The organism is Streptomyces sp. NPDC056296 (genome assembly GCF_042268605.1).
Taxonomy (GTDB): Bacteria; Actinomycetota; Actinomycetes; order Streptomycetales; family Streptomycetaceae; genus Streptomyces.
In genome coordinates, this window is sequence record NZ_JBHJRX010000009.1 from 1 (window position 1) to 24,597 (window position 24,597).

19 protein-coding genes are annotated in these 24,597 nt (G+C 71.7%); 13 read left to right on the plus strand and 6 right to left on the minus strand.

What is annotated here, in order from left to right:
* The first annotated feature begins 260 nt into the window (after window positions 1-260).
* The 3 genes from ACFCZF_RS08330 to ACFCZF_RS08340 all read left to right on the plus strand — a co-directional run bounded on the left by ACFCZF_RS08330 (window position 261) and on the right by ACFCZF_RS08340 (window position 4,162).
* Window positions 261-1,772 carry an MFS transporter gene (locus ACFCZF_RS08330; RefSeq protein ID WP_376670981.1) on the plus strand — a complete coding sequence of 504 codons (1,512 nt, stop codon included), beginning with the start codon at window positions 261-263 and terminating at the stop codon, window positions 1,770-1,772.
* 198 nt (window positions 1,773-1,970) lie between these two features.
* Window positions 1,971-2,495, plus strand: coding sequence for a DUF485 domain-containing protein (locus ACFCZF_RS08335; protein ID WP_376670982.1), 525 nt, complete (start codon window positions 1,971-1,973; stop codon window positions 2,493-2,495).
* A gap of 56 nt (window positions 2,496-2,551) precedes the next feature.
* A complete protein-coding gene (locus ACFCZF_RS08340; RefSeq protein ID WP_376671121.1) occupies window positions 2,552-4,162 on the plus strand; it encodes a cation acetate symporter in 1,611 nt (536 codons plus the stop codon).
* Between the two features lie 86 nt (window positions 4,163-4,248).
* On the opposite strand, the gene ACFCZF_RS08345 is transcribed toward ACFCZF_RS08340, so the two are convergent.
* The 3 genes from ACFCZF_RS08345 to ACFCZF_RS08355 all read right to left on the minus strand — a co-directional run bounded on the left by ACFCZF_RS08345 (window position 4,249) and on the right by ACFCZF_RS08355 (window position 9,238).
* Window positions 4,249-5,139 carry a cellulose-binding protein gene (locus tag ACFCZF_RS08345; RefSeq protein WP_376670983.1) on the minus strand — a complete coding sequence of 297 codons (891 nt, stop codon included), beginning with the start codon at window positions 5,137-5,139 and terminating at the stop codon, window positions 4,249-4,251.
* 204 nt (window positions 5,140-5,343) lie between these two features.
* Window positions 5,344-8,205: an SUKH-4 family immunity protein gene (locus ACFCZF_RS08350; RefSeq protein ID WP_376670984.1), complete on the minus strand. Its 2,862-nt coding sequence runs from the start codon at window positions 8,203-8,205 to the stop codon at window positions 5,344-5,346.
* A 7-nt stretch (window positions 8,206-8,212) separates the two neighbouring features.
* Window positions 8,213-9,238: an HNH endonuclease gene (locus ACFCZF_RS08355; protein ID WP_375909646.1), complete on the minus strand. Its 1,026-nt coding sequence runs from the start codon at window positions 9,236-9,238 to the stop codon at window positions 8,213-8,215.
* A gap of 289 nt (window positions 9,239-9,527) precedes the next feature.
* On the opposite strand from ACFCZF_RS08355, the gene ACFCZF_RS08360 reads away from it, so the two are divergent.
* Window positions 9,528-10,058, plus strand: a complete 531-nt coding sequence (locus ACFCZF_RS08360; protein WP_376670985.1) for a YwqJ-related putative deaminase — start codon at window positions 9,528-9,530, stop codon at window positions 10,056-10,058.
* An 8-nt stretch (window positions 10,059-10,066) separates the two neighbouring features.
* Here ACFCZF_RS08360 and ACFCZF_RS08365 read toward each other — a convergent pair whose 3' ends face one another.
* Window positions 10,067-11,248, minus strand: coding sequence for an IS110 family transposase (locus ACFCZF_RS08365; protein WP_376670986.1), 1,182 nt, complete (start codon window positions 11,246-11,248; stop codon window positions 10,067-10,069).
* A gap of 352 nt (window positions 11,249-11,600) precedes the next feature.
* Between ACFCZF_RS08365 and ACFCZF_RS08370 the strand changes: the two genes are divergently transcribed.
* Entirely contained in the window at window positions 11,601-12,095 is a 495-nt protein-coding gene (locus ACFCZF_RS08370) for an SUKH-3 domain-containing protein (RefSeq protein ID WP_376670987.1), read from the plus strand.
* Window positions 12,096-12,188: 93 nt separating this feature from the next.
* On the opposite strand, the gene ACFCZF_RS08375 is transcribed toward ACFCZF_RS08370, so the two are convergent.
* Window positions 12,189-13,502 (minus strand): sensor histidine kinase, encoded by a 1,314-nt coding sequence (locus ACFCZF_RS08375; protein ID WP_376670988.1) that lies wholly within the window; start codon window positions 13,500-13,502, stop codon window positions 12,189-12,191.
* A 403-nt stretch (window positions 13,503-13,905) separates the two neighbouring features.
* Here ACFCZF_RS08375 and glmU point away from each other — a divergent pair, with 403 nt between their 5' ends.
* The 5 genes from glmU to ACFCZF_RS08400 all read left to right on the plus strand — a co-directional run bounded on the left by glmU (window position 13,906) and on the right by ACFCZF_RS08400 (window position 18,587).
* The gene (glmU, locus tag ACFCZF_RS08380) at window positions 13,906-15,354 is read left to right on the plus strand and encodes a bifunctional UDP-N-acetylglucosamine diphosphorylase/glucosamine-1-phosphate N-acetyltransferase GlmU (RefSeq protein WP_376670989.1); all 1,449 of its coding nucleotides are present in this window, start codon (window positions 13,906-13,908) and stop codon (window positions 15,352-15,354) included.
* Between the two features lie 133 nt (window positions 15,355-15,487).
* On the plus strand, window positions 15,488-16,462 hold the full coding sequence (locus ACFCZF_RS08385; RefSeq protein WP_125494724.1) for a ribose-phosphate diphosphokinase: 975 nt from the start codon (window positions 15,488-15,490) through the stop codon (window positions 16,460-16,462).
* A 213-nt stretch (window positions 16,463-16,675) separates the two neighbouring features.
* Window positions 16,676-17,266, plus strand: coding sequence for a 50S ribosomal protein L25/general stress protein Ctc (locus ACFCZF_RS08390; RefSeq protein ID WP_376670990.1), 591 nt, complete (start codon window positions 16,676-16,678; stop codon window positions 17,264-17,266).
* Window positions 17,267-17,375: 109 nt separating this feature from the next.
* Window positions 17,376-17,972: an aminoacyl-tRNA hydrolase gene (pth, locus tag ACFCZF_RS08395; protein WP_376670991.1), complete on the plus strand. Its 597-nt coding sequence runs from the start codon at window positions 17,376-17,378 to the stop codon at window positions 17,970-17,972.
* Window positions 17,973-18,074: 102 nt separating this feature from the next.
* Window positions 18,075-18,587, plus strand: a complete 513-nt coding sequence (locus tag ACFCZF_RS08400) for a hypothetical protein (protein ID WP_376670992.1) — start codon at window positions 18,075-18,077, stop codon at window positions 18,585-18,587.
* 80 nt (window positions 18,588-18,667) lie between these two features.
* On the opposite strand, the gene ppc is transcribed toward ACFCZF_RS08400, so the two are convergent.
* Window positions 18,668-21,403, minus strand: coding sequence for a phosphoenolpyruvate carboxylase (gene ppc, locus ACFCZF_RS08405; RefSeq protein ID WP_376670993.1), 2,736 nt, complete (start codon window positions 21,401-21,403; stop codon window positions 18,668-18,670).
* 291 nt (window positions 21,404-21,694) lie between these two features.
* Here ppc and ACFCZF_RS08410 point away from each other — a divergent pair, with 291 nt between their 5' ends.
* The 3 genes from ACFCZF_RS08410 to ACFCZF_RS08420 are packed head-to-tail and all read left to right on the plus strand — an operon-like array spanning window position 21,695 to window position 24,580.
* Window positions 21,695-22,705, plus strand: a complete 1,011-nt coding sequence (locus tag ACFCZF_RS08410) for an acyl-CoA desaturase (protein ID WP_376670994.1) — start codon at window positions 21,695-21,697, stop codon at window positions 22,703-22,705.
* Complete coding sequence (locus ACFCZF_RS08415; protein WP_375909668.1) at window positions 22,702-23,379, plus strand: TetR family transcriptional regulator; 678 nt, start codon at window positions 22,702-22,704, stop codon at window positions 23,377-23,379. The genes ACFCZF_RS08410 and ACFCZF_RS08415 overlap by 4 nt, the downstream gene beginning before the upstream one ends.
* 25 nt (window positions 23,380-23,404) lie before the next feature.
* Entirely contained in the window at window positions 23,405-24,580 is a 1,176-nt protein-coding gene (locus tag ACFCZF_RS08420; RefSeq protein WP_376670995.1) for a CaiB/BaiF CoA transferase family protein, read from the plus strand.
* Window positions 24,581-24,597 lie beyond the last annotated feature (17 nt).

Here is a 24,597-nt window from a genome sequence, read left to right on the forward strand (position 1 = left end):
AACACCGACCATCGAACCCACAGAACCGCCGTCCACATCGAGATCAACGCATCGCCAAGCCCGCCAGACGACTAACCGAACGGCATTGCCCCTAGGGGCTGTCCACCCTTCGGCGGAGGAGATCTCGGGGTTGTCCTCCACCCCAGGGCCCCGGGACGCGTCGAGGCTCCACCCTCCCGCGGCGTCAGGGTCAAGTGCGAAGCTGGCCACGGCAGATGGATGCAGGGGGAACGCAAGGACGGAGGCGCCGGGTGGACGGCGTGGACAGCACCCGACCCGCGGTGCACGAGGCCGGAGCGGGCGCGGGCCCGGACCGGCGCGGCGCCGTCGTGGCCGCCCTGATGCTCGCGATGGCGCTGTCGGCCCTCGACGCCACGATCGTCTCCACCGCCGTCCCGCAGATCGTCGGCGACCTCGGCGGCTTCTCCCTCTTCTCCTGGCTCTTCTCCGGCTATCTGCTGGCCGTCACCGTCACGCTCCCCGTCTACGGCAAGCTCTCCGACACCTTCGGCCGCAAACCGGTGCTGGTGGCGGGGGCGGCGCTGTTCCTCCTCGGCTCCCTGCTCTGCGCGCTCGCCTGGAACATGGGCGCCCTGATCGCCTTCCGCGTCCTTCAGGGCCTGGGCGGCGGCGCACTCCAGGGCACCGTGCAGACGCTCGCCGCCGACCTGTACCCGCTCAAGGACCGGCCCAGGATCCAGGCCAGGCTGTCCACGGTGTGGGCGGTGTCCGCGATCGCCGGCCCCGGCCTGGGCGGGGTGCTGGCCGCGTACGCCGGCTGGCGCTGGATCTTCCTCATCAACCTGCCGGTCGGCGCCCTCGCCCTGTGGCTGATCGTCCGTCACCTGCACGAGCCCGCACGGGAGGCGTCCGGCACGCGCGCGCGTGTGGACTGGGCGGGCGCGCTGGCCGTGTTCGCCTGCGGCGGCGCCCTGCTCACCGCACTGGTGCAGGGCGGGGTGGCGTGGCCGTGGCTGTCGGCGCCCTCGCTCGCGCTGTTCGGGTCGGGCCTCGCCCTGGTGGTGGCCGTGGTGGTGATCGAGCGCCGGGCGGCGGAGCCGATCATCCCCGGCTGGGTGTGGCGCCGCCGCACGATCGCGGCGGTGAATCTCGCGCTCGGCGCGCTGGGGCTGCTGATGGTGGCGCCGACCGTGTTCCTGCCCACCTACGCCCAGTCGGTGCTGGGCCTGGCGCCGGTGGCCGCCGGTTTCGTGCTGTCCGTGTGGACGCTGAGCTGGCCGGTGTCCGCGGCCCTGAGCCAGCACGTGTACCGCAGGATCGGTTTCCGGAACACGGCCATGCTCGGCATCGGCACCGCGTCCCTGATCCTGTTCGCCTTCCCGCTCCTGCCCTATCCCGGCGAGGCCTGGCAGCCGACGCTGCTGATGCTGCTGCTCGGCGCCGCGCTGGGCCTGTTCCAGCTCCCGCTCATCGTCGGCGTCCAGTCCACGGTCGGCTGGTCGGAGCGGGGCACGGCGACCGCGTCCGTCCTCTTCTGCCGCCAGACCGGGCAGACGATCGGCGCGGCGGTCTTCGGCGCGATCGCCAACGGGGTGCTGGCCGCGCGTCTCGGCGGGACGGGCGACCTCGGCGCCGGCGGCCTCGACTCCGTGACCGGGGCGCTGGATTCGGGCACCGCGGACGAGTCCGTGCGGCGGGCGATCGCCGACGCCGTGCACGCCGTCTACCTGGGCGCGGCGGGTGCGGCGGCGCTGGCGTTCCTGGTGCTGCTGGTGGTGGCGCCGCGCCGGTTTCCGGTCCTCCCGGACTGAACACGCGGGCGGGCGCGCCCCCGAAACGCCTGGTTAACGCGGGTAACACCCACCGTAGGAGCCGCGCGTGCATACCGACCGATCAGTTTGGCCAAAACGCAGCGCATGGCCGAACCGGCGAGTAGCGTGCGTGGCCCGCCGCCCCCCACCTCCCTGCGGTCCGCCACACCGGACCCGAGCCGCGCAAGGAGCACCGGGATGTCCTACGACCCGTCCCCGTCGTACCCGCACCGGCCCCCGCCTCCCCCCTACCCGCGCCCGCCGCACCACCCCGCACCGTCCCCCTACGACGCCCACCCCTGGCAACCGGCGCAGCCTCCCCACTACGCCGACCTGCCCCCGGCACAGCCTCCCCACCCCCGGAGCGACCCGGCCGCCCCCGGGCCCACCACCCACCGGGCACCGCGCCGGGACGCGCTCGGGCACCACAGCGACCTGCGGGTCCTGCGCAGCGCCTATCGCTGGCAGCGGCGCACCGCCACGCTCACCGCGCTCGGCTACTTCACCCTGTTCCTGATCCTGTCCGCGTACGCCCCCGGGTTCATGACCGGCACCCTCGCCGACGGCCTGCCCACCGGACTGGCGCTCGCCCTGCTCCAACTCCCCGTCACCTGGCTGGCGATCGCGCTGTACGAGCACACCGCGCGCCGCCACGTCGACCCGCTCGCGGACCGCATCCGCAAGGAGGCCGAACTGGACGCCCGGCGGGAGGCGGGACGGTGACGGAGTCCCCGATGACCGAGTTCGCGATGAGCGAGTCCCCCATGACCGAGTTCGCGATGACCGAGTTCAGCGGCAACGCCCAGACCATGTCCCTGGTCGGCTTCACCGCCGTCGCCACCGTCACGCTGCTGCTGTGTGTGATGACCGGCCCCGACCGGGACGACCTCGACGAGTTCTACACCGGGTACAGCTCCCTGTCCCCCATGCGCAACGGCCTCGCGATCGCCGGCGACTACATATCGGCGGCGACCGTGCTCGGCACGTGCGGTGTCATCGCGCTCTTCGGCTACGACGGCATCGTGCTGGCGCTCAGCACCGCCCTGTCGCTGATGCTGCTGATGTTCCTGCTGGCCGAACCCCTGCGCAACGCGGGCCGGTTCACCATGGGCGACGCACTCGCCCGCCGGATGCCCGGACGCAGTGTCCGCGTCGTCACCTGCGTGGTGACCATCGCCGCGCTGCTGCCGCTGATGCTGGTGCAGCTCGCGGGCACCGGGCAGCTGCTCGCCTTCGTCCTCGGCTTCTCCGGCGAGTCGCTGGAGACCGGCTGCATCATCGGCCTGGGCGTGCTGATGATCAGCTACGCGGCGATCGGCGGCATGAAGGGCACCGCCCTCATCCAGATCCTCAAGATCGTGATGCTGCTCGGCTCGGGCGCCGTGGTCGCCGTACTGATCCTGCACCGCTTCGACTGGGACCCGGGCGCGCTGTTCGACTCGGCCGCCGACCGCAGCGGCGTGGGTTCGGCCTTCCTGAACTCGGGACTCCAGTTCGCGGGCGGGCCCCACTCCGAGGCGGACATGATCACCTCGCAGCTGACGGTCGTCCTCGGCGGCGCCTGCCTCCCCCACGTCACCATGCGCATGTACACCGCGTCCTCCGCCCGTCAGGTGCGCCGCTCGATGTCCTGGGCGGTCTCCAGCGTGGCGCTGTTCGTACTGGTCATCACGGTCGTCGGCTTCGGCGCCACGGCACTGGTGGGGCGGGCGGTGATCGCGGGGATCGACCCGCAGGGCAACACCGCCTTCCTGGTCGGCTCCCAGGCCGCGTTCGGCGCGGAGGTGTCCACCGCGGAGACCTTCCTGTTCACGACCGTCACCACAGCCGTCTTCCTCACCCTGCTCGCCTCCGTCGGCGGCATGATCCTCGCCTGCGCCAACTCCCTCGCCCACGACGTGTTCGCCACCCGCGTGCAGGAGATGTCACCGCGCCGCGAGATGACCCTCGCCCGCGTCTGCGCCCTGGCCGTCGGCATCCCCGCGATCCTCCTCGCGACCCTCGTCCAGCACCGCAGCCTCCAACCCCTGGTCACCCTGTCCTTCTGCCTGGGCGCGTCAGCCATCGCACCCGCCCTGGTCTACGGCCTCTTCTGGCGCCGCTACACCCGCGCCGGGCTGCTCAGCACCCTCATCGGCGGCTCGCTGGCCGTACTGCTGCTGATGCCGGGCACCAACCTGGTCTCCGGCTCGCCCGTCTCCGCGTTCCCCGACGCCGACTTCAACTGGTTCCCGTTCACCACGACGGGCCTGGTCTCCATTCCCCTGGGCTTCGCCTGCGGCTGGCTGGGCACCATGCTCTCCGGCCGGCACCAGGCGGAGGAGCAACGCCGCCACTACGAGGCCGTGGAGGGCTCGATCCTGGCGGGGGCGGTGCGCAGGGGCGGCTGACGGCGACCGGAACCGCGGGGCGGGGAGCGGGGGCGCGGGACGGAGACGCGGGACGGAGGCACGAGGCGCGGGCCGGTGCCCCGGTGTCACTCCACGGCCCGCCCCGTCAGCGAACTGAGGTTGCTGCGTACGGAGGCCATGTGGGCCTGGAGTTCGTCCCACCGCTCCCCGTGCTCGCGCAGCACCCGCTCGGTGTCGCGGGCGATCCGCTCCTGGCGCGCCCGGGCCTCGGCGACCACCTCGGCCGCCCGGTCCCGGGCCTCCTCCTGTAGCCGCCCGGCCGCTTCTTCGGCGTCGGCCAGAGCCTCCCCCGCCTCATCCGCCTGACGCTCGGCGCGGGCCACCAACTCCGCGTGGTGCGCGTCCAGGGCGCCCGCCCGCTCGTCCTCCGCCCGCTCCTCCGCGGCGTGCCGTTCGGCGAGCTCCCTGGCCTGCTCGGCGAGCATCCCGGTGGTTCGCTTCCGCATCTCGCGCAGCGCGGACAGCGCCTCTCCGCGCCCGGCCTTCACCTCGTGCCGGGCCTCGATCCGCGTCTCGTCGGCCTCCGCGCGCGCCGCCAACAGTCGATGCCGGGCCCGTTCGTCAGCCTCGGCGCGTACGGCGTCGGCGTGCGCCTGCGCCGCCTCACGCACGCCGGACGCGTGCGCCCGCGCGTCCGCCATCAGCCCCTCCGCCGCACCGCGCGCCCCCTGCCGTACGGCCTCGGCCTCCTCCTGACCGAGCTGGAACAGGCGGCGCGCGCTCTCACCGAGCGCCTCGTAGTCCTGCGAGGTGAGCTGTGCGACCACCTCCCGCAGGTCCTCCAGCTCCTCCTCCATCTCCCGGGCGAGCACGGTGAGCCGGGCGGCCCGTTCCCAGGCCGCGTCGCGCTCCTGGGAAAGAGCCTCGGCACACGCCTCCACCTGTTCGGGACGGTAGCCGCGCTCGCGCCCGCGTACGGTCACGAAGCCGTGGGGAGGCGCCGATGCGCTGCTCATGCTCATCACCCCTGTGGTGAACTTGCCGCACTAAATGGACTTAACCGACTTTATGGATCGTTCGTAAGCCCTCATAATGCGACACACCGCACGCGAACGGGCGGGGCCCGGTCGCCTCACAGGTCGACCGGGCCCCGCCCGTCGGGTACGTCAGGGGTACGTCAGGGGTACGTCAGGGATACGTACGTCAGCGGCGCGGGCGCCTCACAGCAACCCGTCCCACATCTGCTCCAGCAGCACCGACCACCAGCTCTCCGGGGAGCCGAGCGCCGCCGGGTCCAGCGCGGCCAGCTGCGCCTGGAAGTCCACCGTCCAGCGGCCCGCCTGCTCCTGGTTCAGACCGAACCTGAGCCGCCACATCCGGCCCAGCAGCGCCAGGCAGCGCGCGAACTCCGGCAGCCCCGAGTTCACGAACTGCGGCGGCACGGGCGCACCGCCCGGCCCCGCCTCCACCGGCACCGCCACGATGGCCGCCGTACCGTACTGCACGCAGATCGCCCGGCCGAAGTCACTGCCGACGACGAGGTACGAACCGGCGTCCGAGGCCGGCTGCACCCCGCGCTCGGCCGCCAGCTCCGCCAGCGTCGGCACCGGGCGCCCCGGCTGGGCCTGCGCCCAGAAGAACGGGCCCATGTCCATCGGCAGACCCGCCGCCACCAGCGTGTGCGCCACGACCGGCGGCACACCCTGCCGGGACACCGCGGCCTGCTCGAACCGGAAGACACCCGGCCCGAACGCGCCGCCCAGCTCCTGCCCGATTGCCTCCGGCGGAACCGGCGGCACCGGCTGCACGTGCGGCAGCGGCGCGCGCACCGGCGCCGGACGGGCCGGCCCGTCCGCCACCTGGTGCAGCTCGCCCTGGTGCTCCAGCAGTTGCTGCATGCCCTGCTGCCGGCTCGCGTGGTCCGTGCCGTACGGCGCGATGGAGGTGATCCGCGCCTGCGGCCACTGCTCCCGGATCATCCGCGCGCAGTACGCGCCCGGCAGCACGCACGACTCCAGCTCCGTGTGCAGCTCCAGCACCTGGTCCGGCGGCACGTTCATGGCACGCAACTCGTGGAAGATCTGCCACTCCGGGTGCGGCGTACCCGGCGCCGAACGCCGGATCAGCTGCTGCTCGGAACCGTCCTGCGCGCGATAACGCAGCACGGCCTGGTAGCCGGGACCGACGGTCGGCAGACCGGCGGGCTGCTGCGGATAGCCGTACGCCGGCGGCTGACCGGGGACGGGCCCGCCGGGTGGCGGCATGGCACCGGGCGCACCGGGCGCACCGGGCGGCATGGGCTGCGCGGCACCCGGGCCACCGGGGACGCCGGGTCCGCCGGGGACGCCAGGTCCACCGGCCGCACCGGGCACGCCCGGAGCACCCGGAGGCGGCGGAGGCGCGCCGGGGCCACTCACCGGGGGCGCGGCCAGCACGGTCTGCGCGTGGTGCACGGCACCACCCGCGCCACCCGAGGAACCCTGCGGGCCGTGCCCACCCGGAACACCGGGCGCACCAGGAGCGGCAGGGGGCGGCGGCGTACCGGGACCGCCGGGCGCGCCCGGGACGCCGGGAGCACCGGGAGGCGTGGGAGCACCAGGAGGACCGGGCGGACCGGGCGGCTGTGGCGCACCGCCGCCCGTCCGGCCCGGGTCGGCCAGCATCGTGGCGGCATGGTGCATCCCGCCCGGGGGTGTCCCACCGGGGGCGCTCGGCGGAGGCGGCGTACCCGGCGCGCCGGGGGCGCCCTGACCGGCCGGAGGCTGCGGCGCGTTCGGCGGAGGCGGCGTACCGGGACCACCCGGACCACCCGGGCCACCCGGACCACCCGGACCACCCGGACCACCCGGACCACCCGGACCACCCGGACCCTCGGGACCGAGCGACGACACCATCTGCGTCGGCACGTAACCGCCCGCCGGCGCACCCGGCGCACCCGGTGTGTGGGGCGGAGGCGTACTCCCCGGCCGCGCGCCCGGCGCACCCGGGGCACCCGGCGGAGGCGGCGTGGTCGAACCACCGCCACGGCGCGGCGGCGCCGCCTTGCTGGTCGCGGCGTCGGCGATCTCCCCGGCGTTCGGCGCGAGCGGCCGGGCCGGCGTGGCGGGCCCACCGGGACCGGCCGGCCCACCGGGACCGGCGAGGTGCTGCGGTGCGGCCGACGGCGCGGGCGGCGGTGTGCCCGCCCCCGCGGACGCGGCCGGCGCGTTCGGGTCGTCGATCGCCGGCGAGAGCGCCGTAGGCGGAAGCCCGCTGCCGCCCGACATCAACGCCGTCTTGGCGTCCGGCGTCGCCGCGGGCGGCGGCGTGTCGTCGTCGACACCGCTCAGCGGCGGCGCGAACACGGTCTCGGGCAGCGGTACGGAACGGTCGTCACCGGCGTCCGCGTTGGTGTCCGTCCCCGCCCAGGGCGTCGCCCCGGCAGGCGCACCCGGCGCACCGGACGCGCCCGCGCCCGTCCCGGAGCCACCGGCACCACTCGCCCCGGCGGCCGGCCACGCCGCACCGCTCCCCTGTGCGGCCGAAGGAGCGGCGGGGGCCGCAGGAGCCGCAGGCCCCGACGGCACCCCGGCCTGCGTCTCGGGAAGCACCCCGGCTCCAGCCCCGGCCGGAGCCCCAGCCCCGCTACCGGCACCGGCACCGGCACCGGTCCCGCTGGTGCCGCTGGTGCCGCCGCCGCTGTCGTGGTCCCCACGCCGACGGTCCGGGATACCCAGCTTGTCCGCCGCCTCCTGCAACCACTCCGGTGGACTCAGCAGGAACGACGTCTGGTTCAGGTCCACCCGCGCCGCGGGCGCCTGCGCCGGCTCCGCGGCCTCGTCGGGACGGCCGTACTCCTCCTCGTACCGGCGGATCACCTCACCCACCGGCAGCGCGGGCCACAACGTCGCCTCACCGCTGTCCCGGGCGATCACCAGCCGCTGCGCGCCGCCGTCCGAACGCGGCCCGTCCGCACGGTCCTCGGCCCACACCACGAACCCGAGGTCGAACTCCCGCACCCGCACCTCACGGTGCTGGTACGCCGGCAGCTCGCCGTTGACCCACTCCTCCGCGCGCTCCTGCGCCTGCGCGAACGTCACCATCGTCAGCTCACTCCCCTACAGACGCCGACGGCGCGGGCACCGCACGCGCGAAACCGCCGTCCACCATCAGGTTCGCCACCGTCTCCAGCTCCGGCGGGGACCCCGCCAGCCGCGACAGGAACGCGTCGAAGTCCTCACCGCACGGCAGCAGCAGCCGCGCCACGCGATCCGCCGGCGGCACCGAGGGGTCCACGTCCCGCACATCGTCGTAGGCGCAGAACCACACCGAACCGAGCCGCTCGCCCTTCACCTTCACGGCGAGCAGACCGCCCTGGACGAACGCGACGCCCAGATAGTCCTTGGTCAGGTGGTCCCGCAGACACTTGTTGACATAGACGAGGTCATTGACCGCCGCCTCCTCACGCACCGTGAAGAACGGCTGGTCGACCAGCAGCCCCAACTCGGCGTCGAGCGCCGTACCCACCGGCGCGCAGCCACCCGCCGCCTTCAGGAACGAGCGGTAGGCGCCCGGCAACCGGTACCCGAGCTCCTCCTCGACTTCCTGCACCTGCTGCTCCGACACCGCGACACCCGACTTCGGCAGACCGAAATGCGCCGGACGCGTCTCCTGCAGGGGCCGCGTCCCGCGCTTGCCCTGGTCCACCGCCGCCGTCGCGATCCCGCCGTGGTGGCGCAGCAGCGCCTTCACCTCGACCGGGACCAGCTCCATCCGCCGCGACCCGGCCACGTGGTGCCACGTCCAGCCGTGCGGCGTCGCCACCGCCGGCACCGTGTCCCACAGCTCGTGCCCCGACGCCGACAGCGCGGCGTTCGCCGACACGTAGTCCGTCAGCCGCAGCTCGTCGACCCCGAAACCCTCCGGCGGGTCCGCGATCTCCGCCACCGCGCGGGCGTACGGCGAGAAGACGGGGTAACCGCCCTCGTCCACCCGTACCCCTCTCGGGTGACGTGCCGCCCGCACCGGATCCGGGAAATGTACGACCTGCCCGGCATAGGCCGCGTTCGGCGGCGCGGCGTGTCCCCCGTCCTGGCGGCCGGGAGGTGCCCCCAGCCCGAGCCGACCTGTCGTCATGGCGGTTGCCCCCTGCGGCGTCTGTCTGATCTGTGTCTGTCTGATCTGTCTGTACTGTCCGGTCACCGCACGCGATCGCGGTGCCGACAGCCTATGCGGTACGACGAGACCGGTCACCGGCGCCGGACCCCGTACCCGACACCCGCCCCTCCGCTTCCGTGACCTGCCGTCACCCCTCCGTGACGGAACGCCCGTACCCGGGCGTGTCGCCACGCCCCAGCTTCCGCAGCAGCCACGGGATTTGGCAGTCTGTGACCTTCGGGGGGATGCTCAGGAGGGGAAGATGATCATGAGTGCGACACAGACGGGACCGCACACCGGGCGGTCCGACGACCCCCGGGGCGGCGATCCCCGCATCGGCTGGAGCGCCACCGAAGCCCTCCACGCCCCCACCCTCCAGCACCGCCGCGACGGCATACTCCCCACCGTCGCCGCCGCACTCTCCGTGCGCGGCACCACCCTCACGGGCACCGCCACCCGCGCCGACACGCCGCCCGCCCTGCACCACCTCGTACAGGACTTCCTCGACACCCTCACCAGTGGCCAACGCGACCGTTACACCGGCCGCTGCGCCGAGACCATCCTCATCTCACGGCACCTGGCCGCCGCGGACGCCACCCGCAGCAAACGCGCCGCACGAAAACCCATGACCAACGGCGAGGCCCGCAAGGCGCTCAAGCACGCCAAACTCACCACCCGCCGCATCCGCGAGGACGGCGACCCCCTGCACGGCAGCTTCGCCGCACCGTGCCGCGCCTGCACAGCCCTCAGCGCCCACTTCGGCGTCCGCGTCGTCGACCCCACCGCGAACGATTCCTAATGAGGATGTCAAGCCGCGTGGGTGACGGGCGGTGTGGGTTGGTAGCACCGTCCGTCACGCAGGAGAGCCCACAAGACGTTGACACGTCGGCGTGCGAGGGCCATGACAGCTTGGCTGTGTCGTTTGCCTTCAGCGCGTTTGCGGTCGTAGAAGCGACGGGACTCGTCGCAGCAGCGGATGCTGATCAACGCGGAGGTATAGAAGACGCGTTGGACGCGGCGGTTGTAGCGGGTGGGCCGGTGCAAGTTGCCGCTGACCTTTCCCGAGTCGCGTGCGGCGGGGGCGAATCCGGCGAGCCGGTCGGCGCTGTCGAAGGTGCTCAGGTCACCGCCGGTGGCGGCGAGGAACTCGGCTCCCAACAGCGGGCCGATGCCCGGCATGCTGGCGATCACTTCGGCATGGCGGTGCTGGCGAAACCGGCCCTCGATGAGCTTGTCCGTCTCGGCGATCTTCTCGTTGAGGGCCGTCACCTCCTTCGCGATGGAGTGGACGACCTGGGCGGTCATCTGCTCGCCGGGCAGAGCGGTGTGCTGGCCCTCGGCGGCCTGGACGGCCTTGGCGGCGAGCAGCTCGGGGCGTACGACCTTGCGGTTGCGCAGCCAGGTCGTCAGCCGTCGGGTGCCGGCACGGCGGATGGCGGCTGGGGTCTGGTAGCCGCTCAGCAGCACCAGCGGGCCAACATTGGTCAGGTCGAGCTCGCGCTCCAGACCGGGGAAGATCTCAGTGAGGTGGCCGCGGAGCCGGTTGATGGTGCGAGTGCGGTCATCGCTGAGGTCGCGGCGGCGGCGCGTGAGGACCTTCAGCTCGGCCACCAGCTCGTCGGTGGGCCGCAGCGGTGCCAGGTCGCGGCGGATGCGAGCCTGGTCGGCGATGATGGCCGCATCCTTGGCGTCGGTCTTCCCGTCGCCCCGGTAGCCCTCCGAGGCGCGGTTGACGGTCCGGCCGGGTATGTAGAGCAGCGGCTGGCCGTGGTTGAGCAGGACAGCGATCACCAAGGCAGCCCCGCCGTCCGCCAGGTCGATGCCCCAAGTTGCTTCGTCGCCGAGGCCGAGGACATCGGTCAGGAGCTTCAGCAGCTCGGTCTCCTCGTTCGCCACGCGCCGCGACAACAGCCGCTTGCCGGATTCGTCGATCACCACGCAGTGGTGATGGGTCTTACCGGCGTCGAGACCGGCCCAGATCGCTGTCACGTGCTTCTCCGCAGGTCGCTTGTACACGGGCACCACGGACGACCTCGCTGTCGAGTCCCTACTGAGCGATCAGTGCCGCAATTCCTAATGAGCAGCCGAGTCGTCGTGGGGCGCCGGGCGGCGAATCGTCCGAAGCCATACGCGCGGCACACGACTGAAAGCCACACCCGGCACCCCTGGGTGAGCCAACCCTACGAATGGCTCGCTCAGCCCGACCAACAACGTAGGGACGACTGACCCACCGGCGACCGACGCCGACGACCGACCCGCGCGGCACCGGACGACCCAGACGCAGACCTAGACCTAGACCTAGACCTAGACCTAGACCTAGACCTAAACGAACCAAGGGCAGATGCAAGCCGACCGCACCTCCACCACCCGCTTCCCCGTCCCCGTCGACGCCGCCCTGCGCGACGCCGGCTGGCAACCCGGACGCTGGGACATCAAGCAGGCCGAGATCTGGGCCGACGCCCTGCGCGAGCACACCTCACCCGCGGGACACCGGCACACCGTCTTCCCCGCCGCGGTCGAGGCCTGGGCAGAATTCGGCGGCCTGCACATCGCCCCCACCGGCCCCGGCCGCCAGATCGCCCCCGCCACCCTGCACCTGGACCCCCTGCACGGCCTCCACATGGCCCGCACCCTCGGCGACCTCGGCCGCGCCCTCGACACCCAGACATGCCCCCTCGGCACCGAGACCGACAGCCAGGCCCTCATCGCCGTCGACACCGACGGCCGCGTCTACGCCCTCGACCACACCGGCGACTGGTACCTCGGCCCCGACATCGACCAGGCCCTCGCCACCCTCGTCGCCGGCACCCAGCCGACCCGCCTCACCACGGGCTGACAGACCACACAGGCCGACAGACCACACAGGCCGACTGATCACCACGGCCGACAGACCACCACGGGCCGACAGGCGACGCGGCCGGCCCCGCCGCTACGACGCCGGAATCACCGCCGACACCCGGAAACCCCCCGCGTCGGTCGGTCCCGACACGAACACGCCGCCCAGAGCGGTCACCCGCTCCTTCATCCCGACCAGCCCGTTGCCCCCCGACGGCAACCGCGCCGACGACGACTCGTCCGGCGGCGGCTCGTTCTCCACCTGCATCGCGATCTCCGACACCCGATGCGCCAGCCGTACGTACGTCTTCGCACCCGCCGCGTGCTTGTGGACGTTCGTCAACGCCTCCTGCACCACCCGGAACGCCGTCGACTCCACCTCCGCCGCATACGACCGCCCCTCCCCCTCCACGGACAGGTCCACGACCATCCCGGCCGCCTCCGACTGCCCGATCAACTCGTCCAGCTCGGACAGAGTCGGTCCGTCGACGGACCCCTCACCGCCGTCCGCGGCCCGCGAGGCAGCCGCCGCCGCGGCCACCCCCACCGCGGCCAACGGCACCGACGCCCGCTCGGCCCGCCCGCCGTCCCCGCCGCTGCGCAACACCCCGAGCATCTCCCGCAGCTCCGTCAGCGCCTGCCGCCCCATGTCCCCCACCAGCGCGGCGTTCTTCACCGCCTTCTCGGGGTCCTTGCGCGCCACGGCCTGAAGCGCCGCCGCGTGCACCACCATCAGACTCACCCGGTGCGCGACCACGTCGTGCATCTCCCGCGCGATCCGCGTCCGCTCCTCGTTACGCGCCCACTGCGCGCGCTCCTCCGCGCGCTCGGCGAGCAACTGCAACTCCCGCTCCAGACTGTCCGCCCGCTCCCGCAGGCTCTCCATCAACCGCCGCCGCGCCCCCACGTACATGCCCAGCAGCAGCGGCGGCGCGGTCATCCCCAGGGACGTCCCGATCGACGCGAACGGAAGGAACCAGTCCCCGAAATCGATGCCGTCCCGCGCCATGTCCTGCCGCAACCGCACGAACGTCACGATCAACGTCCCAAGGAACGACATCCCGGCCAGCGACCCGATGATCCGCCGCGGCAACTCCGACGCCGCCAGCGTGTACAGGCCGACGACCCCCAGCAGGAAGCCCATCTCGGCCGGCGTGATGGCGATCCCCACCAGCACGACAGCGAGCGGCCACTTCCGCCGCACCACCAGCACCGAACCGGCCAGCAACCCGAAGACGACCCCCGCCGCCAACGGAATCCCGGCGTCCCGCGCGAACGGAACCCCCTCCACCGCGCACTCCAACGCGGACACGGCACCGAGGCTCACATCGAGCACCGCACCGCGCCGCCTGTCCCACCACCAAGGCCCACCCCGGGCCGGTACGTGGTCTTCCCCCGTCGTGGTCATGCCCTCCAGCCTACGGGCGGGGGGCGGCACATTTCCGGTGACTTTCGACAAGCGATAGGACGCGATATCCCTCGAATACCTGAACGGCCCACCCATCACCCTCGGGAGCGGGGATTCGGCGGCGAGTTGTACCGTCGCACGGAAGGCACCCGGTACGGCATAGTGTTGGGTGCCGACTCGGCGACCTGACGGAATGTCCGGATCGGTCGAGTTCCATCCCCCATGGTGTAATCAGGCAGCACTGAGGGTTTTGGTCCCTTAAGTTCAGGTTCAAATCCTGATGGGGGAGCTGCCTCTTCCGGGCCCTGGCACGTCTGCCAGGGCCCGCACTCATGCCCCCCAAAAACCACCCCGGTATCCTGCGGACGTCCACCCCCACCCCCTCAAAGCCGAAGGGCATCCCGTGAGCGCCATTCGCCCGGCAGCCGTCGTCGTTCTCGCAGCGGGTGAGGGCACCCGTATGAAGTCGGCCACACCCAAGGTCCTGCACGAGCTGTGCGGCCGGTCCCTCGTCGGACACGTGCTCGCCGCCGCCGGTGAGCTGGACCCCGAGAACCTGGTCGCCGTCGTCGGGCACGCCCGCGAGAAGGTCACCGCGCACCTCGCCGAGGTCGCCCCCGACGTACGCACCGCCGTGCAGGAGCAGCAGAACGGCACCGGGCACGCGGTGCGGATGGGCCTGGAGGCGCTGGGCGGTGCCGTCGACGGGACGGTGGTGGTGGTCTGCGGCGACACTCCTCTCCTCACCGGCGAGACGCTGCGGGCCCTCGCCGCCACCCACACCGCCGATGGGAACGCCGTGACCGTGCTGACGGCCGAGGTGCCGGACGCGACGGGGTACGGCCGGATCGTGCGGGACGGGGCCTCCGGTGCCGTCACGGGGATCGTGGAGCACAAGGACGCCTCCGAGTCGCAGCGGGCGATCCGTGAGATCAACTCGGGTGTCTTCGCCTTCGACGGTCAGCTGCTCGCCGACGCGCTCGGCAAGGTGCGGACGGACAACAGCCAGGGCGAGGAGTACCTCACCGACGTCCTCGGCATCCTGCGCGAGGCCGGTCACCGGGTCGGCGCTTCCGTGGCCGGTGACCACCGGGAGATCGCGGGGATCAACAACCGCGTGCAGCTCGCCGAAGCCCGCCGGGCCCTGAACGACCGGCTGCTGACGCGGGCCATGCTGGCCGGCGTGACCGTCGTCGACCCGGCGACGACGTGGGTCGACGTGACGGTGACCTTCGAGCAGGACGTCGTCGTTCACCCGGGTACGCAGCTGGAGGGCTCGACGCACCTCGCGGAGGGCTGCGAGGTCGGGCCGAACTCCCGCCTCGCGGACACCCGCGTCGGTGCGGGCGCGCGGGTGGACAACACGGTCTCCCTCGGCGCCGTGGTCGGTCCGGAGGCGACGGTGGGTCCGTACGCGTACCTGCGGCCCGGCACCCGGCTCGGGTCGAAGGCCAAGATCGGTACGTACGTCGAGGCGAAGAACTCCTCGATCGGCGAGGGCACCAAGGTCCCGCACCTCTCCTACGTGGGTGACGCGACGATCGGCGAGTACACGAACATCGGCGCGGCGAGCGTGTTCGTGAACTACGACGGGGAGAGCAAGCACCACACGACCGTCGGCTCGCACTGCAAGACGGGTTCGGACAACATGTTTGTGGCTCCTGTCACGGTCGGGGACGGTGCCTACACCGCCGCCGGCTCGGTGATCACGAAGGATGTGCCGCCCGGTTCGCTGGCCGTGGCCCGTGGCCAGCAGCGGAATATCGAGGGTTGGGTGGCTCGTAAGCGTCCGGGGAGCGCGGCGGCGAAGGCGGCCGAGGCGGTGTCCCGGGAGGCCGGCGGCGAAGGCTGACCGGAAACCGGCGCGCCGGACACGGCGTACCGTGATAAGTGCACATCCGCACCCCACCAGCTGAGACGCCCCCGCGACCAGTCGGGAGAGCGCCCGTGACGCTCAGCTGCGAAACCTCTGAGGAGACAGTGCTGTGACCGGGATCAAGACGACCGGCGAGAAGAAGCTGATGTTCTTCTCCGGCCGCGCCCACCCCGAGCTTGCCGAGGAGATCGCCCACCAGCTGGGTATCGGGGTCGTCCCGACGAAGGCCTTCGACTTCGCCAACGGCGAGATCTATGTGCGTTATCAGGAGTCGGCGCGTGGTGCGGACTGTTTCCTGATCCAGAGCCACACGGCCCCGATCAACAAGTGGGTCATGGAGCAGCTGATCATGATCGACGCGCTGAAGCGCGCGTCGGCCCGCTCCATCACCGTCATCGTGCCGTTCTACGGTTACGCGCGACAGGACAAGAAGCACCGGGGACGTGAACCGATTTCGGCGCGTCTGATCGCGGACCTGATGAAGACGGCGGGTGCGGACCGGATCCTGGCCGTGGATCTGCACACGGACCAGATCCAGGGCTTCTTCGACGGCCCGGTGGACCACCTGTTCGCGCTGCCGCTGCTCGCGGACTACGTGGGTGCGAAGGTGGACCGCTCGAAGCTGACGGTGGTCTCCCCGGACGCGGGCCGGGTGCGGGTGGCGGACCGTTGGTGCGACCGGCTGGGCGCGCCGCTGGCGATCGTGCACAAGCGTCGCGACAAGGACGTGGCGAACCAGGTCACGGTGCACGAGGTCGTCGGTGACGTGAAGGGCCGGATCTGTGTCCTGGTCGACGACATGATCGACACCGGTGGCACGATCTGCGCGGCGGCGGACGCGCTGTTCGCGCACGGTGCGGAGGACGTCATCGTGACGGCGACGCACGGTGTGCTGTCGGGTCCGGCGGCGGACCGGCTGAAGAACTCGAAGGTGAGCGAGTTCGTGTTCACGGACACGCTGCCGACGCCGAACGAGCTGGAGCTGGACAAGATCACGGTGCTGTCGATCGCGCCGACGATCGCGCGTGCGGTGCGTGAGGTGTTCGAGGACGGTTCGGTGACGAGCCTGTTCGACGAGCAGTGAGCGTCGAGCAGTAACCGTTCTGCAGGGCATCGCTCCTGATCGTTTTGGGTACGGCCTTCCTCTCCGAGTAGACTGCTGAAGTTGCTCGGCGAGGGAGGCCGTACTCGTCTTTTCGAAGACGTGGGTACGGCGGTCCGTAATCGACGCGCTCTTCGTAGCAGGCCGTTCGTGGCCGGGTGACCACGTCCGTTCTACTTTCTACGAGGAGTGATCATGTCTGAGGTCAAGCTCACCGCCGAGACGCGTTCCGAGTTCGGCAAGGGTGCCGCGCGTCGTATCCGTCGTGACAGCAAGGTTCCGGGTGTTCTGTACGGTCACGGTTCGGACCCGCTGCACCTGACCCTTCCGGGCCACGAGCTGCTGATGGCGCTGCGTACGTCGAACGTGCTGATCGCGCTGGACATCGACGGCAAGACCAACGAGCTGGCGATCCCGAAGTCGGTTCAGCGTGACCCGATCAAGGGCTTCCTGGAGCACGTCGACCTGCAGCTGGTGAAGCGCGGCGAGACCGTGTCGGTCGAGATCCCGGTGCAGGCCGAGGGCGAGCTGGCCCCCGGTGGCTTCCTGCTGGAGTACGTCCTGGACGCGCTGCCGGTCGAGGCCGAGGCCACGCACATCCCCGAGTCGGTCACCGTCTCCGTCGAGGGCCTGGAGGCCGGTGCCTCCATCCACGCCAAGGACGTCAAGCTGCCGTCCGGTGTGAAGCTCGACGTCGACGGCGACGCCGTCGTCGTGCAGGTGCTGTCGGCGCAGGCCGAGGAAGCCCCCGCCGAGGGTGAGGGCGAAGAGGCCGCCGAGGCCTGATCCTCGCTACGGTCTTCTTTCGTCGGCCGCTGTTCCCGTGCGGGGCAGCGGCCGACGCGCATGTGTGGACGGGTATGCAGGACACGAAGGATACGAAGGAGACACCGACGTGACGACGGACGCGGGTGCGCCCTGGCTGGTGGCCGGTCTCGGCAATCCGGGCCCCGAGTACGCCTCGAACCGGCACAACGTCGGTTTCATGGTGGCGGATCTGCTGGCGGAGCGGATCGGGGCACGGTTCAAGCGGCACGGCAAGGCGCAGGCGCAGGTGGTCGAGGGGCGGATCGGGCCGCCGGGGCCGGCGGGCCGGCGGGTGATCCTGGCGAAGCCGATGTCGTTCATGAACGTGTCGGGCGGGCCGGTGACGGCGCTGCGGGACTTCTACAAGGTGCCGGTCGGCAACATCGTGGCGATCCACGACGAGTTGGACATCGACTACGGCGTACTGCGGCTGAAGCTGGGCGGCGGCGACAACGGCCACAACGGGCTGAAGTCGATCACCAAGGCGCTGGGTCCGGAGTACCACCGGGTGCGGTTCGGGATCGGGCGGCCGCCGGGGCGGATGCAGGTGGCGGACTTCGTGCTGCGGGACTTCTCGTCGACGGAGCGCAAGGAGCTGGACTACTTCGTGGACCGGGCGACGGACGCGGTCGAGGCTCTGGTGATCGAGGGGCTGGAGCGGGCGCAGAGCGCGTACAACTCCTGACGGGCACCTCGGGTCCTGACGTGCACCTCGGGCCCGCGTACAACTCCGGACTTGTCCGTCAATGGTTCGCGGGCGAGTTGACCGAGCGCACAGATATGGCCAATGATCCCGGCCATGCCTGCCTCAGCCGCCACCGCTGCCCGTCCCCGTCAGGCCTCACGCGCCGTGCTGCGGTTCGGCCGGTTCGCCGCGATGGGCACGGTCACGGCGTTGATCCTGATCGCGGGTGTGTGGGCGTCCTGGGGTACGGCTCAGCACGTGCTGCTGACCAAGGGGCGGGAGCAGGGCACGGTCGAGGTGACGCGGTGCGGCGGGGGGACGTGCAGTGGGCCGTACGCGCCGGTGTCGGCGGGGTCGCAGGCGCGGGAGCGGGTCGTCATCGAGGATTCGGTCGCCGTGGCGAAGGGGCGGACGTACTCCGTGGTGATGAAGCCCGGCAGTGACGACGTGGTGCGTTCGGGTCCGGCGGGGGTGCTGTACGCGTGGGTGCCGTTGGGCGGTGCGCTGCTGCTGGCGTCGGTGGTGGTGGCGGGCGGTCTGCGGCGGGCCCGGGCGGGGTGGGTGATGGCCGGGGCCGGTGTGGCGCTGCTGACGGCGGCGTTCGTGGCGGTGTGAAGCGTCTGTAGGTACGTACGTGACGGTGCCCCCGTGCTCGGGATGAGCGCGGGGGCACCGTCGTGCGTGCGGGGTGCGGGTCAGCCGGTGTTGCGCAGGCCCGCGGCGACGCCGTTGACCGTGAGGAGCAGGGCCCGGGCGAGGAGGGGATCGGCTTCCTCGCCCGCGGCGGCGGCTTCGCGCTGACGGCCGAGGAGGGCGACCTGGAGGTAGGAGATGGGGTCGAGGTAGGCGTCGCGGATGGTGAACGTCTGCTTGAGGACCGGGTCGGCGTCCAGCAGTTCGTCCTCGCCGGTGACGCGGAGGACTTCGGCGACGGTGAGCTCGTGCTCGGCCTTGATCCGGTCGAAGACGTGCTTGAGCTCGTCCGGGACCAGGGTGTCGACGTAGTGCTGGGCGATGCGCAGGTCGGTCTTGGCCAGCGTCATCTCGACGTTGGAGATGAAGTTGCGGAAGAAGTGCCACTGCTGGTGCATCTCGTCGAGGACGGTGTCCAGACCGGTCTCGCGCAGCGCCTTCAGGCCCGAGCCGACGCCGTACCAGCCGGGGACGATCTGCCGGGACTGGGTCCAGCCGAAGACCCACGGGATGGCGCGCAGTCCGTCGAGCGAGACGCCCGAGCCGGGGCGGCGGGAGGGCCGCGAGCCCAGGTGCAGGTCGGCGAGCTGGTCGACCGGCGTGGAGGCCAGGAAGTACGTGGGCAGGTCGGGGTCCTCGACCAGCTTGCGGTACGAGGTGTGGGCCGCGTCGGAGACGACGTCCATGGCGGCGTCCCAGCGGGCGAGGGCCTCGTCGGACTGGCGCGGGGCGGTGTGCAGCGCGGAGGCCTGGAGGGTGGCCGCGACGGTCAGCTCCAGGTTCTCCCTGGCCAGGGCCGGGATGAGGTACTTGTCGGAGATGACCTCACCCTGCTCGGTCACCTTGATCTCGCCCTCCAGGGTGCCCCAGGGCTGGGCGAGGATGGCGTCGTGGGTGGGGCCGCCGCCGCGGCCGACGGTGCCGCCGCGGCCGTGGAAGAGACGCAGGCGGACGCCGTACCGGTGGGCGACGTCGCGCAGGCGGCGCTGGGCGCGGTGGATCTCCCACTGCGAGGTGGTGATGCCGCCGAACTTGGAGGAGTCGGAGTAGCCGAGCATGACCTCCTGGACGTCGCCGCGCAGGGCGACCAGGCGCCGGTAGGAGGGGTCGGCGAGCAGGTCCTCCAGGATGGTGTCGGCGGCCTTGAGCTCGTCCGTGGTCTCCAGGAGCGGCACGATGCCGATCTTGGCCCAGCCGGCGTGCAGGTCGATGAGACCCGCCTCCCGCGCCAGCACCGCCGCGGCGAAGACGTCGTCGGCGCCCTGGCACATGGAGATGATGTAGGACTCGATGACCTCGGGGCCGAAGACCGACAGGGCGCGCTTGACGGTCTGGAAGACGCCGAGGGTCTTCTCGCCGGCGGCGTCGACGGGTGCCGGGCTGGGCGCCAGCGGACGCCGGGACCGCAGCTCCTTGGCGAGGAGCTTGGCGCGGTACTCGCGGGGCATGTCGGCGTAGCGCCAGGACTCCTCGCCGAGCCGGTCGAAGAGCTGGCCGAGGGCGTGGTGGTGGGCGTCGGCGTGCTCGCGGACGTCCATGGTGGCGAGCTGGAGGCCGAAGGCGGCCAGCGTGCGGATGGTGCGGGCGAGGCGGCCGTCGGCAAAGAGGCTGCCGCGGTGCTCGCGCAGGGACGTCTGGACGAGCCGCAGGTCGTCAAGGAGCTGGGCGGTGCCGAGGTAGTCGCGGCCGGCCTCGTGGGGCGTGCCCTTGGCGAGACGCTGCTTGGTGTTCTCCAGCTTCTGCCGGATGCAGGTGGCCTTGAGCCGGTAGGGCTCCTCGGCGTTGAGGCGCTTGTAGCGGGGGCTGATCTCGGGCAGCCGCTCCAGGTCGGCCCGGAGGGACTCCAGGAGCTCCTCGGTGGCGCCGGCGTAGCGGATGGAGTTGGAGAGGAAGCCGCGCAGCTCGTCGATCATCTCCAGGGCGTCGTTGATGCCGTGTTCGTGCTGGAGGATGAGGACGTCCCAGGTGACCTGGGGGGTGACATTGGGGTTGCCGTCGCGGTCGCCGCCGATCCAGGTGCCGAAGGTGAGCGGGCGGGTGTCGTCGGGCAGCTTGACGCCGGCGCGCTCCAGCTCCGCCGTCAGGTCCTCCAGGACGTCGCCGACGGCGCCCGCGTGCAGCTCGTCGAGGTAGTAGATGGCGTTGCGGGCCTCGTCGGCGGGCTCCGGGCGGACCACGCGCAGCTCGTCGGTCTGCCACACCAGGTCGATGTTCTCGGCGAGGCGGATGTCGAGGCGGCGCCGGTCGGACTCGATGACCGGGGTGTCCAGGAGGGCGGCGATGCGGCGCAGCTTGTTGAGGACGGAGCGGCGGGCGGCCTCCGTGGGGTGCGCGGTGAAGACCGGCCGGACGTTGAGGTTGCGGACGGTGTCGCGCAGGTGCTCGGGGTCGGCGTCCTTCAGGCGGTCGGCCGTACGGGCGAGCAGTCCGCCCTCGGCGGCGCGCTTGGCGCCCAGCTCGCGGCCGCGGTGCACCTGCTCGGTGACGTTGGCGAGGTGGAAGTAGGTGGAGAAGGCGCGGACCAGCTTGGCGGCGGTCTCCAGTTCGGTGCCGCGCAGCAGCTCGGCGGCGGCCTCGCCGTCCTCTCGGGTGAGTCGGCGTACCTTCTCGACGAGTTCCAGCAGCTCGGGGCCTTCCTGCCGGACGAGGGTCTCTCCGAGGAGATCACCCAGCCGGCGGATGTCGGCGCGCAGCTCGCTGCTGGTCGTCGTGGTGGTCTGGTCGTCGGCACTGCTCACAGGTGCGGCTCCTTGCAGTGTTGAAGCTCGTCTGGGAGGGAACCCGGACGGCCGTCTCGCGCGGCGGGCGCCGCTTACCGGGCCGGACGTCCGGGAAGTAATCAGAGCGGACCGCGCTGTCCGACCGATTCCCAGGATAGGTGTCGGCCAGGACGCGCAGGTCCTCGGGCTCTTGCCGCGGGACGACGCGCTGCCATACTTACGTCGCCGTAGGTTACGGAACCGTAGGAAACGTGCGTGGTTCCCGAAGCCCGGCACCGGACCCCACCCTCGACCCCACAGGGGACGCGCATGACCACGAGTTCCGATGTGATCGCAGACGCTCCGCAGCCCTCCGACGGCACCGCCGCGCCCTCCGCGACGCTGGGCGGTGAGCAGAAGCGGTCCCTCGAACAGATCACGCTGCTGCTGTTCATCACCGTCCCGTTCCTCGCGCTGGTGGCGGCGGTGCCGCTGGCGTGGGGGTGGGGCGTGAGCTGGCTGGACCTGGGCCTGCTGGTCTTCTTCTACTTCCTGGGCTGCCACGGCATCACCATCGGCTTCCACCGCCACTTCACCCATGGTTCCTTCAAGGCGAAGCGGCCGCTGAAGATCGCGCTGGCCATCGCCGGCTCGATGGCGGTCGAGGGGCCGCTGGTCCGCTGGGTGGCCGACCACCGCAAGCACCACAAGTTCTCCGACGACGAGGGCGACCCGCATTCGCCGTGGCGCTACGGAGAGACGGTGCCGGCCCTGATGAAGGGCCTGTGGTGGGCCCACATCGCATGGATGTTCGACGAGGAGCAGACCTCGCAGGAGAAGTACGCCCCGGACCTGATCAAGGACCCGGCGCTCCGCGCGATCTCCCGCCAGTTCATCCTGTGGACGATGGTGTCCCTGGCCCTTCCGGCGCTGATCGGCGGGCTGGCCACGATGTCCTGGTGGGGCGCGTTCACCGGGTTCTTCTGGGGTTCACTCGTCCGGGTGGCGTTGCTGCACCACGTGACGTGGTCGATCAACTCGATCTGCCACGCGGTCGGCAAGCGCCCGTTCAAGTCGCGGGACCGTTCGGGCAACGTGTGGTGGCTGGCGATCCTGTCCTGCGGTGAGTCCTGGCACAACCTGCACCACGCCGACCCGACCTCGGCGCGGCATGGGGTGATGCGCGGGCAGCTGGACTCCTCCGCCCGGCTGATCCGCTGGTTCGAGCAGTTCGGGTGGGCGTACGACGTGCGGTGGCCGTCACGCTCGCGTATCGATTCCCGGCGGAACACGGACCAAGGTTCCTCCCGCCGCCGGAAGGAAACCGTCGAAGCGGCATGATGGTCGCCGTGGCGACCGACTCCAGCAGCACCCCGAGCAATGAGAAGCCCCGGCGCGCACGTCGCACCCGGATGACCGGTGCCGAGCGCCGCCAGCAGTTGCTGGAGATCGGTCGCACCCTCTTCGCGGCGAAGGGTTTCGAGGGCACGTCGGTGGAGGAGATCGCGGCGAAGGCCGGGGTGTCCAAGCCGGTGGTGTACGAGCACTTCGGCGGCAAGGAGGGGCTGTACGCGGTGGTGGTGGACCGTGAGATGCGGCGGCTGCTGGACATGGTGACCGGCTCCCTGACCGCCGGCCACCCCCGCGAACTGTGCGAGCAGGCGGCCTTCGCGCTCCTGGACTACATCGAGGAGTACACGGACGGCTTCCGCATCCTGGTCCGGGACTCGCCCATCCCGCAGTCCACGGGTTCCTTCGCCTCCCTCATCTCGGACATCGCCACCCAGGTGGAGGACATCCTGGGCCGCGAGTTCAAGAACCGCGGCTTCGACGCCAAGCTGGCCCCGCTGTACGCGCAGGCGCTGGTCGGCATGGTCGCGCTGACCGGGCAGTGGTGGCTGGACGTGCGCAAGCCGAAGAAGGCGGAGGTGGCGGCGCATCTGGTGAACCTGGCGTGGCACGGGCTGGACGGCCTGGAGCCGAAGCCGCGGCTGATAGGGCACCGCAAGAACTAGCGGGCGAAGGGCGGAACGGAAACACATGCAGCCGCTGCGCGGAGTCACCGTCGTCTCGCTGGAACAGGCGGTCGCCGCTCCTTACGCCAGCCGCCAGCTCGCCGACCTCGGCGCGCGGGTGATCAAGGTGGAGCGCCCCGGGGCGGGGGACTTCGCCCGCGCCTACGACACCCGCGTACGCGGCCTGAGCTCGCACTTCGTGTGGGTCAACCGCAACAAGGAGTCCCTCACCCTGGACTTCAAGGACCCGCGCGGCATGGACGTACTGCACCGCCTGATCGCGAAGGCGGATGTCTTCCTGCAGAACCTGGCGCCGGGGGCGGCGGCCCGGGCCGGGCTCGGTGCGGAGGAACTCCTGGCACGGCATCCGCGCCTGATCGTCTGCGACATCTCCGGCTACGGGGCCCCCGGCCCGTACGAGGACCGCAAGGCGTACGACCTGATGGTGCAGTCCGAGTCGGGGCTGCTGTCCGTCACCGGCTCGCCGGACGACATGGCCAAGGTGGGCATCTCCGTGTCGGACATCGCCGCCGGGATGTACGCGTACAGCTCGATCCTGGGCGCGCTGCTGGAGCGCGGGCGGACGGGGCGGGGCACGCATCTGGACGTGTCGATGCTGGAGGCCACCGTGGAGTGGATGGGCTTCCCCCTCTACTACGCCTTCGACGGAGCCGAGCCGCCCCCGCGGGCGGGCGCCGCGCACGCGACGATCTACCCGTACGGCCCCTTCACTGCGGGCGACGGCAAGGTCGTCATGATGGCGGTCCAGAACGACCGCGAGTGGCGCGGTTTCTGCGCGGGCTTCCTGGACCGTCCGGAGCTGGCCGCGCACCCCGACTACGCCACCAACGCGGACCGCAACGCGCACCGGGAGGCGCTGGGCGCGCTGATCGCGGCCCGTTTCGCGGAGCTGACCAGCACCGAGGCGCTCGAACGGCTCAGTGCGGTGCCGGTCGCGGGCGCCCGGGTGAACACACTCGCCGAGGTGTGGGACCACCCCCAGCTGGCGGCGCGCGGCCGCTGGCACCAGGTGCCCACACCGGCCGGCCCCGTACCGGCGCTCGCCCCACCGGGCCCGACCGGGGACACGCCCCGCATGGACGCGGTGCCGGCGCCGGGCGAGCACACCCGCGCCGTCCTCGGCGAGCTGGGCCTGTCCGAGGAGGCCGTGGACGCGCTCGTCGCGGACGGGGTGGCGTGAGTGGAGCCCTGACCGAC

What these genes read in the sequence shown, in the direction of transcription:
- ACFCZF_RS08355 (WP_375909646.1), bottom strand. Translation starts at nt 9,238, where the DNA reads ATGACGACAGGTCGGCTCGGGCTGGGGGCACCTCCCGGCCGCCAGGAC.
- ACFCZF_RS08350 (WP_376670984.1), bottom strand. Translation starts at nt 8,205, where the DNA reads ATGGTGACGTTCGCGCAGGCGCAGGAGCGCGCGGAGGAGTGGGTCAAC.
- ACFCZF_RS08360 (WP_376670985.1), top strand. Translation starts at nt 9,528, where the DNA reads ATGAGTGCGACACAGACGGGACCGCACACCGGGCGGTCCGACGACCCC.
- ACFCZF_RS08370 (WP_376670987.1), top strand. Translation starts at nt 11,601, where the DNA reads ATGCAAGCCGACCGCACCTCCACCACCCGCTTCCCCGTCCCCGTCGAC.
- ACFCZF_RS08335 (WP_376670982.1), top strand. Translation starts at nt 1,971, where the DNA reads ATGTCCTACGACCCGTCCCCGTCGTACCCGCACCGGCCCCCGCCTCCC.
- ACFCZF_RS08345 (WP_376670983.1), bottom strand. Translation starts at nt 5,139, where the DNA reads ATGAGCAGCGCATCGGCGCCTCCCCACGGCTTCGTGACCGTACGCGGG.
- ACFCZF_RS08340 (WP_376671121.1), top strand. Translation starts at nt 2,552, where the DNA reads ATGACCGAGTTCAGCGGCAACGCCCAGACCATGTCCCTGGTCGGCTTC.
- ACFCZF_RS08415 (WP_375909668.1), top strand. Translation starts at nt 22,702, where the DNA reads ATGATGGTCGCCGTGGCGACCGACTCCAGCAGCACCCCGAGCAATGAG.
- ACFCZF_RS08420 (WP_376670995.1), top strand. Translation starts at nt 23,405, where the DNA reads ATGCAGCCGCTGCGCGGAGTCACCGTCGTCTCGCTGGAACAGGCGGTC.
- ACFCZF_RS08375 (WP_376670988.1), bottom strand. Translation starts at nt 13,502, where the DNA reads ATGACCACGACGGGGGAAGACCACGTACCGGCCCGGGGTGGGCCTTGG.
- ACFCZF_RS08390 (WP_376670990.1), top strand. Translation starts at nt 16,676, where the DNA reads ATGTCTGAGGTCAAGCTCACCGCCGAGACGCGTTCCGAGTTCGGCAAG.
- ACFCZF_RS08400 (WP_376670992.1), top strand. Translation starts at nt 18,075, where the DNA reads ATGATCCCGGCCATGCCTGCCTCAGCCGCCACCGCTGCCCGTCCCCGT.
- ACFCZF_RS08410 (WP_376670994.1), top strand. Translation starts at nt 21,695, where the DNA reads ATGACCACGAGTTCCGATGTGATCGCAGACGCTCCGCAGCCCTCCGAC.